Below are 13,872 nucleotides of genomic sequence, written 5' to 3' on the forward strand. Positions count from 1 at the left end.
GATCTCAAACCTGTTCTTGGTCGGGGCGCGAGGTTACCGCGGACGCCGCGCCCGCGCGATCCGGGGCGGCCCGGGATCGCGGGTCGTGAAGCCGCGAGCACGCGCGACGCGGAGCGGGCCAAGGTACTCAGGGGGCGCCGGCCTTCAGGTGACGGTCCAGGAACTGCTCGACGCGGCGCGCGAAGTCCACCTGGGTGGATACCTGTCGCCAGCCATGGCCTTCGTCCGGGTAGACCACCCATTCCGGCGTCTGGCCGGCAGCCTTCAGCGCACTGCGCAGCCGCTCGCCATGGGCCAGTGGCACGCGCACGTCGGCGGCGCCATAGGCCAGCAGCAGCGGCGCCTTGATGCGCGCGGCCTGCTCGACCGGCGAGTTGGCCTGGATCATCTCGGCGTCCTTCTCAGGGTCACCCACCGTCACGGGCAAACCATAGCGGCGCGTGTCCTTGCCGATGTCGTCGTGGATCCAGCCACTGCCCTGCACTAGCAGCTTCAGGTCCGCGACGCCCACCCAGGCGATGCCGCAGCGGTACAGCTCAGGATCGCGCACCAGGCCCATCAGCGTGGCATAGCCGCCATAGCTGGCGCCGGCGATGCAGGCGCGCCGATCGGCCAGGCCCTGGGCCTGGGCCCACTTCAGTGCATCGGCCACGTCATCCTGCATGGCCTGCCCCCACTGCTTCCAGCCGGCCTGGTAGTGCGCCCAGCCGTAGCCGGTGCTGCCGCGGAACTCGGGGCTGATGACCAGGTAGCCGCGCGACGCGAGGAACTGCTCCATCGCCGACCAGCGCCAATGGCCACCGCGCACCCAGGGCCCGCCATGGACCATGACGACGGTGGGCAGCGGACGCTCGGGCTTGGTGCCGGGCTTGACGCTGGGCGGCAGCGTGATCCAGACCGGCAGATCCCGTCCGTCGCGCGCACGGATGCGCTGGAAGTCCACGCTAGCCATGCGCTGAGGCTCGAGGCCATCGAGAACCTGGCTGACCGGCTGCCACTGCCGTGTTGCGGCCTGGTACAGCCACAGGCTGCCAGGATCGCGGTCAGAGAAGCTGTTCACCAGAGCCACCATGTCCTCGGCGCCGCAGCGACGGCACTGCACGCGGTTGATTCGGCCGGGCAGGCGCTCATCGACCTCGGCCTGGAAGCGCTTCATCGCCGCGTCGAACCAGAGGGTTTGCTCGGTATCGGTCTCCAGACGCACACCCAGAGCTGTCATGCCGCTGTGATCCAGGAGCAGCGTACCGCTGAAGTCAAAGCCCGGCGTGCTGACCAGCGGTCGCGCGTCGGGTTTGCCGGCCGAGAAGTCATAAGTGCTCAGCGTGGCGTACTGGCCCGCACCGGTGTTGTACGTCAGGTACAGCGTGCCTTTGGCGTCGACCGAATGCAGCTCGAAGGGGGGATGCATGCGGTCGTGCTCGCTGAGCAGACGCCAGTCTCGGTCGGCAGTGCTCCGCCAGTGGAAGAATTCACGCCCCCCCTTGCGAGTCACAGTGGCGCGGGCGTTGCCTTGGCTGTCGAACAGCCAGTGGCGAGCACCGTCGGGCGCGCCCTTGATCTCCATCGGCCGGGTGCGGCCACTGCGCACATTGAGCCACATGGGGACGATATGGGTCAGGTCGTGACTGTCGTACTTCATGGCGCCTATCACGACATGGTCAACCAGTTCGTCAGTCTGAACGCGAGGCACCGCCAGCAGTATGTGATTCCATTCCAGCGAGCGATCGCGAGACCCTTCGCTGAAGTGCGTGCCAATGCGGCGCACCAGCGTGCGCAACTCCTGGCCATTGGGTGCGACCGAGTACAGCCCCGGGGCCATGCGTTGATCTTCGCCACCACCGGCTTGGAGGTCGACGACGCTGAAGACCAGCCGCTCGTCGCTGACCCATTCGAAGCGAGTGACATCCACGTTCGAGAACGTGGCGGTTCGCATGGGTCGGAGCGTTCCGCCCAGTTCGATGACAAACAGAGAGACGCGCTTGCCGCCGGCCGCGGTCGTCAGTGCGATCTGCCGCCCGGACGGCGAGAGCTTGGCATCCAGCACCGCTGGATGCTGGAAGAACTGCTCCAGCGCCACCGGCTCAGCCGTGGCCTGGGCCGTGGCGGGTTGCAGGATTGTCATGCTGGCGAGCAGTGGCAGCGCGGCGGCCAGCCAGCGCCAGCCTCTGCCAAGGATGGAATGGGGTCTCATCGTGTCCTCCCGGTTTGCTTCTTGTTTTGAAACCGGGCGGAGGTTAACGCCCACGCGAACACGGCGCGATCCGGAGTGGCCCTGGCCTGGGTGGCAGAGGCTGCCCGCCTGCGGACGCGGCGTCAGGTCTCGGCGAGGAAGCGTGCCAAATGCTCCGCCAGCGCTTGCGGCTGGTCGTGATGCAGCATATGTCCCGCGCCCTGCAGCACCGCCCGCTGCAGCTGGGGCACGACGGCCAGCCGGGCCTCGAAGTCGGCGCGCGGATAGCGGTCACCCCACCACTGGCCGATGTTGGTGTCGCTGCCTTCCACCCACAGCGTGGGCGCGGCGATGCGCGACCAGCAGGCCAGGGCCTCGGCCTTGCGGTAGAGCACGGGGTTGCTGCGCTTGTGCGCGGGGTCGCCGAGGATTTCCCAGCGTCCGTCCGCGCGCCGGCGCGACCAGTGCGGGGCCAGCCAGTGCGCCTTGTCGGCGCCCAGGCGCGGGTTGGTCTTCATCAGCCGCGCGGCCACGCCCGCCAGGTCCTCGTAGGTCTTGAGCTCCTGCGGCGTCTTCAGGTCGTCCAGCCATTCGGCCAGGCGCTGCGGCGCCATCTCGGGCTGGGTCTCGGGCAGGCCGAAGCCCTCCAGGTTGATCAGCCGGCGCACGCGCTGCGGGCGCACGCCGGCATAGCTCATCACGATGTTGCCGCCCATGCTGTGGCCGAGCAGGTCCACCGGGGCCTCGGGGCTCACGGCGTCCAGCAGCGCGTCCAGGTCGCCGAGGTAGTCGGGGAACCAGTAGCAGTCGGCCGGCGTGGACTCGGTGAGGCCGAAGCCGCGCCAGTCCATCGCGAGCACGGGCTGGTCCGCGGGCAGCGCGTCGACGACGAATTGGAAGGAGGCGCCGACATCCATCCAGCCATGCAGCATCACCAGCAGCGGTCGCCGTGGCGTTGGCGGCGGTCCCCAGCGCAGCAGATGGTGGCTCAGGCCGCGCAGGGTCAGCTGCTCGCTGCGGTGCGGGCGCAAGGGGGCGTAGGCGGTCGTCGGGCTCATGGGCGCACTGTAAGGGTCTTGTGCCGCGGACGTTGCCGCCATGGAGACAATGCGGGCATGACGACCGAACACCCCTATCTGCTGCGCGCCGCGCGTCCCGAGGATGTGCCCGCGCTGGTCGGCCTGATCCGCGAGCTGGCCGAATTCGAGAACCTCAGCCACCTGCTGCAGGTGACGCCGGAGAAGCTGGCCCCGCATCTGTTCGGGCCACGCCCGGTGGCCGAGGCCGTGGTGGTGGAGCAGGCCGGCGCGCTGGCGGGCTTCGCGCTCTTCTTCACCAATTTCTCCACCTTCCTGGCCCAGCCCGGCCTCTACCTGGAAGACCTGTATGTGCAGCCGGCGCACCGCGGCGCGGGCCTGGGGCGGCGCCTGCTCAGCCACCTGGCCGCGCTGGCCGTGGAGCGGGGCTGCGGCCGCTTCGAATGGAGCGTGCTGGACTGGAATGCCAACGCGATCCGCTTCTACGAGAAGATGGGCGCCACCGTGATGCCGGACTGGCGCATCTGCCGCCTGACCGGTCCGGAGCTGGCGGCCTACGCGGGCAAGACCTGACCCCAGCTGGCGGCGAGGGCGCGTTTCAGAACCAGTCCTGCAGCCGCTGTGGCGGCCGTGCGATCAGCGCCCGCTCGCCGTCCACCACGATGGGGCGCTGCAGCAACTCCGGATGCCGGGCGATGGCGCTCAGCAGGGTATCGTCGTCCAGCCCCTCGCGGCCCAGGTCCAGGGTCTGGTAGGCCGCCTCGCCATCGCGCAGCATCTCGCGCACCGGCACGCCCAGCAGGGCGTGCAGACGGCGCAGCTCGTCCAGCGTGGGGGGCGTCTGCAGGTACTCGATGACCTCCAGGCGGCGGCCATGCCCGCCGGCTTGCGCCTGCAGCAGGGTCAGCGCTTCGCGGGACTTGGAGCAGCGGGGGTTGTGATAGATCAGCATGGCGCGCAGTGTAGGCCGCGGATCCCGCTAGGGCTTTCCATGAGGTTGGCCGGGCGGCCCCTCGCTAGCATGGCCCGTCCCGGCGCGCGGACCGGGCAGGAGGCGCTATGGCGCGGGCATCCAACTTGGGCGAGGAGCAGGACTCTTATGCGCGGCTGCATGCCGAGTTCCGCTGGGACCTGCCCCAGACCCTGAGCATCGCCGAGCTGTGCTGCGGCCGCTGGGCGCGCGACACGCCGGAGGCCACGGCCGTGCTGTTCGAGAGCGATGCCGGCTGCTGCGCGCACTACAGCTTCGGCCAGCTGCAGCGCGCCGCCAACCGCCTCTCCAACGCCTTGCGGCGCCGTGGCGTGGGCGTGGGCGACCGGGTCGCCCTCGTGCTGCCGCAGCGCTTCGAGACCGCGGTGGCCCATGTGGCGATCAACCAGCTTGGCGCGGTGGCGATGCCGCTGTCCCTGCTCTTCGGGCCCGAGGCGCTGGAGTACCGGCTGCGCGACAGCGACGCGATGCTGGCCATCGTCGACTGCGGCGCGCTGGCCGCGCTGCGCGAGGCCGCGGCGTCCTGCGCGCAGTTGCGCGAGCTGCTGGTCGTGGGCCAGGACGGACCGGGCGCGCCGGCGCCGGCCTCGCAAGCCGGGCCGGGGCCGGTGGAGACCGGATGGATGGCGGCGCTGCAGGTGGAGGATGCGCGCTTCGCCGCGCGCGCCAACAGCGCCGACGACCCGGCCGTGCTGATCTACACCAGCGGCACCACGGGCGCGCCCAAGGGCGCGTTGATCCCGCAGCGCGCGCTGCTGGGCAATCTGAGCGGCTTCGTCGCCAGCCAGAACTGGTTCGGCTTCGACCCCGCAGACCCGACGCGGCCCAGCGACGCGGTGTTCTGGAGCCCGGCCGACTGGGCCTGGACCGGCGGGCTGATGGACGCACTGCTGCCCACGCTCTATTTCGGCCGGCCCATCCTGGGCCACCAGGGGCGCTTCGACCCGCTGCGGGCTTTCGAGCTGATGCAGCGCCACGGCGTGACCCACACCTTTCTGTTCCCGACCGCGTTGAAGGCGATGATGAAGGCCTGTCCGCGTCCGCGCGAGCAGTACCAGCTAGGGCTGCAGGCCATCATGAGCGCGGGCGAGGCGGTGGGCGATGCTGTCTTCCACTGGGTGCGCGAGGCGCTGGGCATCACGGTCAATGAGATGTTCGGCCAGACCGAGATCAACTACGTGGTCGGCAACTGCGCGCGGCTGTGGCCGGCGCGGCCGGGCAGCATGGGTCGGGCCTACCCGGGCCACCGCGTCGCGGTGATCGACGACGAGGGGCGGGCCTGCGCGCCGGGCGTGGTCGGTGAGATCGCGGTGCACCGCCGCGACGTGCACGGCGAGCCGGACCCGGTCTTCTTCCTCGGCTACTGGCGCAACGAGGCGGCCACGCGCGCCAAGTTCAGCGGAGATCCGGCCGACAGCTGGTGCCGCACCGGCGACATGGCGCGCATGGATGAGCAGAGCTACCTCTGGTACGAGGGGCGGGCCGATGACCAGTTCAAGGTGGCCGGCTACCGCATCGGCCCGGGCGAGATCGAGAACTGCCTGGTCAAGCATCCGGCGGTGGCCAACGCGGCCGTGGTGCCCAAGCCGGACGCCGAGCGCGGCGCGCTGGTCAAGGCCTTTGTGGTGCTGGCCGCGGGCCATGCCGCGTCGCCGGCGCTGGTGGCCGAACTGCAGGCCCATGTGCGCGCGCGGCTGGCGCCCTACGAGTACCCGAAGGAGATCGAGTTCATCGCCCAGCTGCCCATGACCACCACCGGCAAGGTGCAGCGCCGCGTGCTGCGCGAACTGGAGCGCGAGCGCGCCGCGGCCGCCGCGGCACGCTAGCCGCGCGTCAGGACACGCCGGAGAGTTTGCCCGTCAGGCGCGTCTTGACGCCGGGCTGTAGCCGCGCGGCGTCGGGCCAGGGCTCCTGGCCGGTCAGCAGCGTGCAATGGCGTGGCGTTCCGTCTTTGGGCGCACCGGGCTCGCGCAGGCTCTTGTCCAGCGGCAGCACGAGCTCCAGGGTCTGACCCTGCTCCGGCCATTCCAGCGTCATGCGCGGCGTTTCGCTGCAGACGCGCACCCCTTCGACCTGCGGCATCAGCCAGCGCAGGTACCAGGGCAGCAGTTCGCCGCGCAGCTTCTGGCCCACGCGCACGATGCGCCGCACGGTGGCCATGTCCAGCTGCTCGGGCGGCGTGGTGATCTCGATCTCGCCCCGGAAGGCGGCGCTCTTCTTGGGCAGGTTGGAGCCCAGCTCCATTTCCTTGGCCTCCTCGGGCGGGAAGCTGGGCAGTTCGAAGCGCCGCTCGGCATCCAGCGCGATGGGGACATAGCGCTCCGGGCTCAGCAGCGCCAGCTTGACGTCGCTGCGCAGCGGCTGCGCCTTGTCGCGCGGCTGAAGCTGGAAGCGCAGCCGGAACAGGCCCTCGCCCTGGGTCTTGAGCCGCCACAGCAACTCGTTGAGCTGGGCATAGGGGGCGCTGCTGCTGTCGTCGCGCTTCACGTCGGACTCGACGCGCGGCAACTGCTGCACCGCCTCTGGCTGGTTCTGGGCGTGGACGCTGGTGGCGGCAAGGAACAGGGCGCAGGCGGCCGTCAGGCGGGCGCGGCGGACATGGCGTGTCATGGGCTCTTTTCTCCCTGAGGATGGTGGGGACGGGGGCGGCAGGCCTACGGCGCGCCTGATGCGGGGTGATCGAGGAGACCGGCGCGGGCCGATCCGGTATCCGGCGTGTGGCCGGGCGCCGCGGAGCGGGCCTGCGCCGGCTCGGCGGGCGGGCTCGGATCGAGCAGCTGCGCGCCCAATGCCAGCGCGGCGAGGACCAGTGCGAGCGCGGTGCCCAGGTGTTTGCGCTTCATCGGCGGCACTTTCCGCGCGCCTCGGCGAGCACATAGAAGGGCAGGCTCAGCAGCCCCATGCCGCCGCCGGCGAATTCGCCCTTGCCGCAGTCGCCATGGCCGGCCTTCTGGATGCTCTGGCCCAGGCGCGCCGGCGCGTCGCCGCGGTCCAGCGTCTGGCTGGCTTGGTCGGCGCGTTCGCTCAGCAGCGGGCCACGCGCGGCCTCACGCAGCGCGCGTCGGGTGGCCTCGCTGCTCAGCAGCGGTTCGACTGGCGCCGAGGCCGGCCGCTCGGCCGGCGCAGCGGCCACCGGCGCGGGCGCTGTCTCCGGCACGATGACGCGCGCGGGCGCTGGTGCGTCCGCCGGGCGCGGCATCGGCGTAGCGGGGCGCATGCGCTCGCTGCGCGGCGCCGGTGGTGTCGGTGTGGCGGCGGGCTTGGGCGAGGGCAGGCGCAGCAGTACCAGGCGTGTCACCCGGCCTTCGTCGCGGGGGGGCACCGGCGGCGCGCGCCAGGCGCGCGCCAGCAGGCCCAACAGGCCCAGGTGAGCCAGCAGCACCAGCGCCAGCACCAGCGCGCGGCGTTCAAGCCGCATCGTCGGCCGCGTCGCCATGGGCATCCTCCTCGCCAGCTTCGTAGATCAACAGTTCGCCGGGCTGGCAGTCCAGCGCGGCGCAGATGCGGGCCAGCGTGTCGAAGCGCACGCCGCGCACCTTGCCCGATTTCAGCAGGGACAAATTGGCTTCGGTGATGCCGACCTGTTCGGCGAGGTCCTTGGAGCGCATCTTGCGGCGCGCCAGCATCACGTCCAGGGTCACGCGGATGGGCATCAGATGAACTCCGCGTTCTCCTGCGCCACGCGCTGCGCCTCCTGCATGATGCGAGCCATGGCCAGCAGCACCAGCCCGAACAGCAGCGCCAGGTAATGCTCGGACGACACCGTGAAGACCAGCAGCCGGGTGCCGGGCGGGTTGTTCCAGCTCAGCGCCAGTACCGCGAAGGTCTGCGACAGCGGCAGCAGCGGTGCCAGCGCGGTGACGGCCCAGCCCACGCTGTGCAGACGGCGCACCGGCTCGGCCGCGAACACCAGGCCGCGCGCATAGCAACCGAACAGGCGCCACAGCTGCCACAGCCCCACCAGGGCGACCAGCAGGCTGGGCAGCGAGACCACGGCACCCAGCAGGCGGTTGCCGGGGCCGAATTGCAGCAATGCGCTGTCGCCCACGGTCCATTGACGCCGGGCCACGTTTTCCAGCAGCTCGGGATGGGTCCAGATCCAGACATGCGCCAGCATCAGCCCCAGCGCCGCGACGGCGCACAGCAGGCGCACCCAGCGCGCGAGGAGGCGGATGCGGTGCAGGCCGGGAAAATCGGTGACGTCCATCGGGTCGCTGTGGTGCGAAAAGAAATTATCGTAAAACAATAAAAAATAGCCGGCAATCCCCCTGGACGGAGGACGCGGCCGAGGCCGCTCGGGACTTGTGGCGCGGGGAGGCTTGGCGCCGCGGCGGGCGCCAGCCCACCGCGCGCGCGGAAGGATCAGGGCGCGTCGCTGGCCGGCGCGCGCGCGGGCAGGTGCAGCGTGAAGCGCGTGCCGTGGTCGGGCACGCTGTCCACCGCGATGCGGCCACCCAGCAGCCCGGTGACGATGTTGTAGGCGATGCTCAGCCCCAGGCCCGCGCCGCCGCGTCCCATGCGGGTGGTGAAGAAGGGATCGAAGATGCGCGGCAGCACCTCGGGAGCGATGCCGCAGCCGTCGTCCTCGACGACCAGCTGGACCTCTCCCGTGCCGCCGTCCTCGGCGCGCAGCGTCACGCGGCCGGGCTGCCCGGGCGCGAAGGCATGGGTCAGTGCGTTATGGACCAGGCTTTGCAGCACCTGGCCCAGCGGGCCGGGATAGCCTTCCAGCTCGATGCCGGCGGGGATTTCCAGCCGCAGGCTGACGTGGGCGCCGCGCAGCGCGGGCTTGAGCGTCTGCAGCGCCTCCTCGCTCATCGCGCGCAGATCGAAGCGGCGGCGCTGGTAGCTGCCCGGATCGATGGCCACCTGCTTGAAGCTGCTGACCAGCGTGGCGGCGCGCTCGATGTTGCGCAGCAGGACCTGGCTGCTCTCGCGCACGGTGCGCAGGAACTGCTCGAAGTCCGCGCGGCGCAGCTGCCCCGTGGCCTGTTGCTCGAAGCTGCGGCAGCCATCGGCCAGGCTGCTGGCCATCATCAGCGCGTTGCCGATCGGTGTGTTGAGCTCGTGCGCGACCCCGGCCACCAGGGTGCCCAGGCCCGCCATCTTCTCGGCGCGCACCAGCTCGGCCTGGGTGCGTCGCAGCTGGTCCAGCGCGTCGCGGGTCTGCTGATGGGCCCGCTCCAGCGCCTGCAGCGCCGCCGCCAGCTCGTGGTTCTTGCCCTCCAGCTCGGCGGTCCGGCGCGCGACGCGTGATTCCAGCGTGGCGTTGAGCTCGGCCAGGGCGGTCTTGCGCTCCTCCAGCGCGTCCAGCATCAGGTTGAACTGTTGCGCGAGGCGGGCGGCCTCGTCGTCGCCCCGCAGCTCGGCGCGCATCCAGATTCCGTCGCCGCGGTTGGAGCTGGCCGCGGCCTCGATGCGCGCCAGCCGCCGCGTCAGCAGCGCCGCCGCCACCCAGGCGACGGCCAGGCTCAGCAGCACCGCGGCCAGCGCATAGGCCGCGCCCTGGCGCAGGATCTCGGCGTGGCGCTGCTGCAGCGCCTGGTCGTCCAGCCCGATGCGGGCCCAGCCGATCAGGCGCCCGGACAGGCGTACCGGGCTGACGATATCCACCTGCCGGTCGCTGTGGTGCAAGGTGGTCGTGGCGGCCTGCTCGGGCAGGTCGTGCAGATAGCGGCCCACGCGTTCGCGCTCGGTGTGCGCCAACACCAGTCCGGCGGGGTCCAGCACCATGGCGTGTTGCAAATGGGGATAGCGGCGCAGGCCCTCCACGATCTCCTGCAGCCCGGCGTAGTCGCGCGAAGCCACCCAGACCGCCGCGGATGCGGCCACGCTGTTGGACAGCGCCGTGGCCTCCTCGGCGAGCAGGGTGCGTGCGCTGTCGGCCTGGCGCCGCGTCAGGTCGAGCACGAACAGGCTCATCAGCACCGCGACGACCAGGCCCACGCCCAGGCCCAGGCGGCGGCGCAGCGAGCTGCCCAGCAGGCGTCCTGCCCAGGTCCTGAGCTGTGCCAGGTTCACCGGACGGCCCTCCACGCTGGGGCGGCCACGATTTGCGTCTGACCCCCGCCTCCCGCAGTCATGCGGCCTCCACGGGGCGGACGCGGCGCTCGAACTCGGCGATGAAGCGGGCGACCGGGGCGTAGCGCTGCGCGTCGGCCGGGTGGAAGCGCGCGATGGCCATGGCGTCCAGCACCTCGCGCCCGTTGCCCGTCGGATCCAGCGCCAGCAGCGCGTCGCGCAGCGCGTCACTGAGCGCGACCGGCAGGTCGTCCCTGGCCATCACCGAGTTGTTGACCAGCGAGGGCGTCTCGGCCAGCACGCGCATCTGCGCCGCCTCGGCCGGGTGCTCGCGCTGGAACATGCGCCAGGGCAGGGGCCAGGTCACCGCGGCGTCGGACTGGCCCAGCACCGCATGCATGATGGCCGACTCCTGCGAGCCCACGTAGCGATGCGTGACCTCGCGCAGCACGTCCAGCCCGTGCTGGTACAGAAAATACTGCGGCATCACGCAGGCCGCCAGCGCGGTGGGCGAGGGGTAGCTGACCACGCGCCCGCGCAAGGCCTCGACCCGGCGCAACGGGCTGTCCTGACGCACCAGGAAGAGGCCGCGGAAATCCTCGGCATCGCCGGCCATCGCGATCACGCGATAGCCCGCCTTCAGCGCCTGCAGCGTATGCCAGGGGTTGGGCAGCAGGAAGTGCGGGCCGCGCTGGCGGTACTTGGCTTCGTAGGCGCGGTAGTCGCGCGAGGCTTCCAGCTCCAGGCCCAGCTGGGGCAGCGCGGCGTTGAGGTGGTCCAGCAGCGGCTGGTAGGCGGCGGCAAGCTTGCGCGGGTTGTGCAGCGGATGCACGGCGAAGCGGTGCTGCGGCCGTGGCGGCCGCGCGGGTCGTTCGTGGTAGGCCAGTTCGCTGGAGTCCGCGTCGCCGCAGCTGGCGAGTGCCGCGCCGGTGGTGGCGCAGAGCAGGGCGTCCAGGCAGCGTCGGCGACTCCAGAGGACATGGGCACCTGGCGCCGGGTCTGGCGTGGCGCGCGGGCGTGGTGACGGTGTGGGTCTTCTCACGCAACTCTCTCCCCAGAGTGGCGGTCGCGGCCGCCTGCCATGCTTTTACCACGCGCCGTGCGCGAGCGGCAGCCCAGCCGCGCGGCGCGGCCCCGGCCACCGTGCGTTTCGACCGTGGCCGGCGCCTGACGCAGAATCGCGATTCATGAGCAAAAAGAGTTCCCACGTCAGCGAAACCCCGGCGACCCAGTGGCTGCGCCGTCACGGCGTCGCGTTCGGCGAGCATGTCTACGACTATGTGGAGCATGGCGGCACCGGCGAGTCCTCGCGCCAGCTGGGCGTGCCCGAGCACGAGGTGATCAAGACCCTGGTGATGCAGGACGAGAAGGCGCAGCCGCTGATCGTGCTGATGCACGGCGATTGCACGGTCAGCCTGAAGGAGCTGGCGCGCCAGGTGCCGTGCAAGAAAGTCGAGCCGTGCAAGCCCGATGTCGCGCAGCGTCACAGCGGCTACATGGTGGGGGGGACCTCGCCGTTCGGCACGCGCAAATCCATGCCGGTCTTCGTCGAGGAGACCGTGCTGGCCCTGCCGCGCATCCTGATCAACGGCGGCCGGCGCGGCTATCTGGTGAGCCTGGAACCGCGGGTTTTGACGGAGCTGCTGCAGGCCCGGCCGGCGCGATGCGCGCTGGGGCCCGGTGCAGAATAGCGCCCCATGCAAGACACTCTCTATCCCCTGCTGGCCGCCGTGGCCGGCTACCTGGCCGGTTCGCTGTCCTTTGCGGTGATCATCAGCCGCGTGATGGGGCTGGCCGACCCGCGCAGCTATGGCTCGGGCAACCCGGGTGCCACCAATGTGCTGCGCTCGGGCAACAAGGCCGCCGCCATCCTGACCCTGGCCTTCGACGCGCTGAAGGGCTATGTGCCGGTGCTGCTGGTGCTGATGTACGGCCCGCGCCTGGGGCTGGGCGAGAGCACGGCGGCGCTGGTCGGGCTGGCCGCCTTCGTCGGCCACCTGTGGCCGGTGTTCTTCCGCTTCGAGGGCGGCAAGGGTGTCGCCACCGCGGCCGGCGTGTTGCTGGCGCTCAACCCGCAGCTGGGCGCCGCGACGCTGGCCACCTGGGTGATCGTGGCCTTCTTCTTCCGCTATTCGTCGCTGGCCTCCATCGTCAGCGCGCTGTTCGCGCCGTTCTACCAGATGCTGATCTGGGGCGCCGAGCCCAGCGTGCTCGCGGTCGGGCTGATGAGCCTGCTGCTGATCTGGCGCCACGAGGCCAACATCCGCAAGCTGTTGGCCGGCACTGAGAGCAAGCTGGGCCAGAAGGCCGCGTCGGCGGCCCATGCGCCGGCCGCCCACCCGCACCAGCACGGCAAGCATTCCTCCTCCAAAACCAAACGCCATCACTCATGAGCAACACCATCGAACGCTTCGACGTCGGCCCCCGCCTGTCTGAAATGGCCGTGCACAACGGCGTCGTCTATCTCGCCGGCCAGGTGCCGGACGATGCCACCCAGGACATCCAGGGCCAGACCCGCCAGGTGCTGGCGATGATCGACCGCCTGCTGGCGCGCGCCGGCAGCGACAAGACCAAGATCCTGCGCGCCCAGCTCTACATCGCCGACGTCGCCGACCTGGCCGGCATGAACGAGGCCTGGGACGCCTGGGTGCCGGCCGGCCACACGCCGCCGCGGGCGACGGTGCAGGCCAAGCTGGCCAAGCCGGAGTGGAAGATCGAAATCGTGATCACCGCCGCCGTGTGATCCTGTCCCCGCCATCCGCCTGGTGCGGATGGCCTGGGAGCAACCCTGAGCGCAACTTGACTCAACTCAAGTTGTGCTCAGGCTTGCTGGCCTAGAGTGGCCCGAGCATCCCCGGGAGCCCCATGTACACCGTTCTTTTCCAGCAAGGCCATCACCAGTGCCTGATGTTCTCCGAGCTCACCGCCGGTGACGACGAGAGCGTGCAGTCCAACCAGTTCCTGCTGGTCAACGGCCAGACCGGCGCCATCCTGGACCCGGGCGGCAACCTGGCCTACAACGAGCTCTACCTGGGGATGAGCCAGCATTTCCCGCCGCACAAGCTGGCGGCCATCCTGGCCTCGCATGCCGATCCGGACATCATCGCCTCGCTGGATCGCTGGATGACCTCCACCCAGGCCAAGGTCTACATCTCGCGCATCTGGGAACGTTTCGCGCCGCATTTCTGCAAGCCCGGCAAGACCGTGGGACGCATCGTTGGCCTGCCCGACCCGGGGGCCCGGCTGATGCTGGGCGAGGGCGAGGAGCGCTTCGAGCTCTGGGCGCTGCCGGCGCATTTCATGCATGCGGAGGGCAATTTCCAGTTCTACGACCCGGTCAGCCGCATCCTCTTCTCCGGCGACCTGGGCGCCTCGCTGGGCACCGGGCTGCGGCCCGACCGCATCGTCAAGGACCTGGGGCCGCATATCGCGCGCATGGAAGGCTTCCACCGCCGCTACATGGTCAGCAACAAGGTGCTGCGCCTGTGGGCCGCGATGGTCAAGGACCTGGACATCGCGATGATCGTGCCCCAGCACGGCTCGCCGATGGCCGGCCCGGCGGTGGGCCAGTTCATCGACTGGATCCGCGAGCTGGACTGCGGCATCGACCTGATGGGCACGCAGAACTACCGCGTGCCGGAGTAGGCACCGCC

At 70.6% G+C, this 13,872-nt stretch carries 16 protein-coding genes; 6 read left to right on the top strand and 10 right to left on the bottom strand.

Going from position 1 to position 13,872, the window contains the following annotated elements:
* Positions 1-127: 127 nt before the first annotated feature.
* Both LZ017_RS01400 and LZ017_RS01405 read right to left on the bottom strand, forming a co-directional pair.
* On the bottom strand, positions 128-2,191 hold the full coding sequence (locus LZ017_RS01400; RefSeq protein ID WP_241298270.1) for a S9 family peptidase: 2,064 nt from the start codon (positions 2,189-2,191) through the stop codon (positions 128-130).
* Between the two features lie 122 nt (positions 2,192-2,313).
* Positions 2,314-3,228 carry an alpha/beta fold hydrolase gene (locus LZ017_RS01405; RefSeq protein ID WP_241298271.1) on the bottom strand — a complete coding sequence of 305 codons (915 nt, stop codon included), beginning with the start codon at positions 3,226-3,228 and terminating at the stop codon, positions 2,314-2,316.
* A 57-nt stretch (positions 3,229-3,285) separates the two neighbouring features.
* Here LZ017_RS01405 and LZ017_RS01410 point away from each other — a divergent pair, with 57 nt between their 5' ends.
* Positions 3,286-3,780 carry a GNAT family N-acetyltransferase gene (locus LZ017_RS01410; protein WP_241298272.1) on the top strand — a complete coding sequence of 165 codons (495 nt, stop codon included), beginning with the start codon at positions 3,286-3,288 and terminating at the stop codon, positions 3,778-3,780.
* A 25-nt stretch (positions 3,781-3,805) separates the two neighbouring features.
* On the opposite strand, the gene arsC is transcribed toward LZ017_RS01410, so the two are convergent.
* Positions 3,806-4,159, bottom strand: coding sequence for an arsenate reductase (glutaredoxin) (gene arsC / locus LZ017_RS01415; protein ID WP_241298273.1), 354 nt, complete (start codon positions 4,157-4,159; stop codon positions 3,806-3,808).
* A 107-nt stretch (positions 4,160-4,266) separates the two neighbouring features.
* Between arsC and LZ017_RS01420 the strand changes: the two genes are divergently transcribed.
* A complete protein-coding gene (locus LZ017_RS01420; protein WP_241298274.1) occupies positions 4,267-6,024 on the top strand; it encodes an acyl-CoA synthetase in 1,758 nt (585 codons plus the stop codon).
* A gap of 7 nt (positions 6,025-6,031) precedes the next feature.
* On the opposite strand, the gene LZ017_RS01425 is transcribed toward LZ017_RS01420, so the two are convergent.
* From LZ017_RS01425 to LZ017_RS01455, 7 genes are all read right to left on the bottom strand, one after another.
* Complete coding sequence (locus LZ017_RS01425; RefSeq protein WP_241298275.1) at positions 6,032-6,808, bottom strand: hypothetical protein; 777 nt, start codon at positions 6,806-6,808, stop codon at positions 6,032-6,034.
* A 44-nt stretch (positions 6,809-6,852) separates the two neighbouring features.
* On the bottom strand, positions 6,853-7,041 hold the full coding sequence (locus tag LZ017_RS01430) for a hypothetical protein (protein ID WP_241298276.1): 189 nt from the start codon (positions 7,039-7,041) through the stop codon (positions 6,853-6,855).
* Positions 7,038-7,634, bottom strand: coding sequence for a hypothetical protein (locus LZ017_RS01435; protein WP_241298277.1), 597 nt, complete (start codon positions 7,632-7,634; stop codon positions 7,038-7,040). Before LZ017_RS01435 ends, LZ017_RS01430 begins: the two co-directional genes overlap by 4 nt.
* Complete coding sequence (locus LZ017_RS01440; protein ID WP_241298278.1) at positions 7,606-7,851, bottom strand: helix-turn-helix transcriptional regulator; 246 nt, start codon at positions 7,849-7,851, stop codon at positions 7,606-7,608. The genes LZ017_RS01435 and LZ017_RS01440 overlap by 29 nt, the downstream gene beginning before the upstream one ends.
* The gene (locus LZ017_RS01445; protein ID WP_241298279.1) at positions 7,851-8,405 is read right to left on the bottom strand and encodes a DUF2975 domain-containing protein; all 555 of its coding nucleotides are present in this window, start codon (positions 8,403-8,405) and stop codon (positions 7,851-7,853) included. The genes LZ017_RS01440 and LZ017_RS01445 overlap by 1 nt, the downstream gene beginning before the upstream one ends.
* Before the next feature lie 155 nt (positions 8,406-8,560).
* On the bottom strand, positions 8,561-10,219 hold the full coding sequence (locus tag LZ017_RS01450; RefSeq protein ID WP_241298280.1) for an ATP-binding protein: 1,659 nt from the start codon (positions 10,217-10,219) through the stop codon (positions 8,561-8,563).
* Between the two features lie 58 nt (positions 10,220-10,277).
* Positions 10,278-11,261, bottom strand: coding sequence for a phosphate/phosphite/phosphonate ABC transporter substrate-binding protein (locus LZ017_RS01455; RefSeq protein ID WP_241298281.1), 984 nt, complete (start codon positions 11,259-11,261; stop codon positions 10,278-10,280).
* Positions 11,262-11,406: 145 nt separating this feature from the next.
* Here LZ017_RS01455 and LZ017_RS01460 point away from each other — a divergent pair, with 145 nt between their 5' ends.
* The 4 genes from LZ017_RS01460 (at position 11,407) to LZ017_RS01475 (ending at position 13,864) form a co-directional block, all read left to right on the top strand.
* Positions 11,407-11,910, top strand: coding sequence for an aminoacyl-tRNA deacylase (locus LZ017_RS01460; RefSeq protein WP_241298282.1), 504 nt, complete (start codon positions 11,407-11,409; stop codon positions 11,908-11,910).
* Between the two features lie 6 nt (positions 11,911-11,916).
* On the top strand, positions 11,917-12,612 hold the full coding sequence (plsY, locus tag LZ017_RS01465; protein ID WP_241298283.1) for a glycerol-3-phosphate 1-O-acyltransferase PlsY: 696 nt from the start codon (positions 11,917-11,919) through the stop codon (positions 12,610-12,612).
* On the top strand, positions 12,609-12,962 hold the full coding sequence (locus LZ017_RS01470) for a RidA family protein (protein WP_241298284.1): 354 nt from the start codon (positions 12,609-12,611) through the stop codon (positions 12,960-12,962). The genes plsY and LZ017_RS01470 overlap by 4 nt, the downstream gene beginning before the upstream one ends.
* A gap of 122 nt (positions 12,963-13,084) precedes the next feature.
* The gene (locus tag LZ017_RS01475) at positions 13,085-13,864 is read left to right on the top strand and encodes an MBL fold metallo-hydrolase (protein WP_241298285.1); all 780 of its coding nucleotides are present in this window, start codon (positions 13,085-13,087) and stop codon (positions 13,862-13,864) included.
* Positions 13,865-13,872: the final 8 nt, after the last annotated feature.

Origin of the sequence: Pelomonas sp. CA6 (genome assembly GCF_022549225.1) — a bacterium.
In the GTDB taxonomy this organism is placed as follows: domain Bacteria; phylum Pseudomonadota; class Gammaproteobacteria; order Burkholderiales; family Burkholderiaceae_C; genus Roseateles.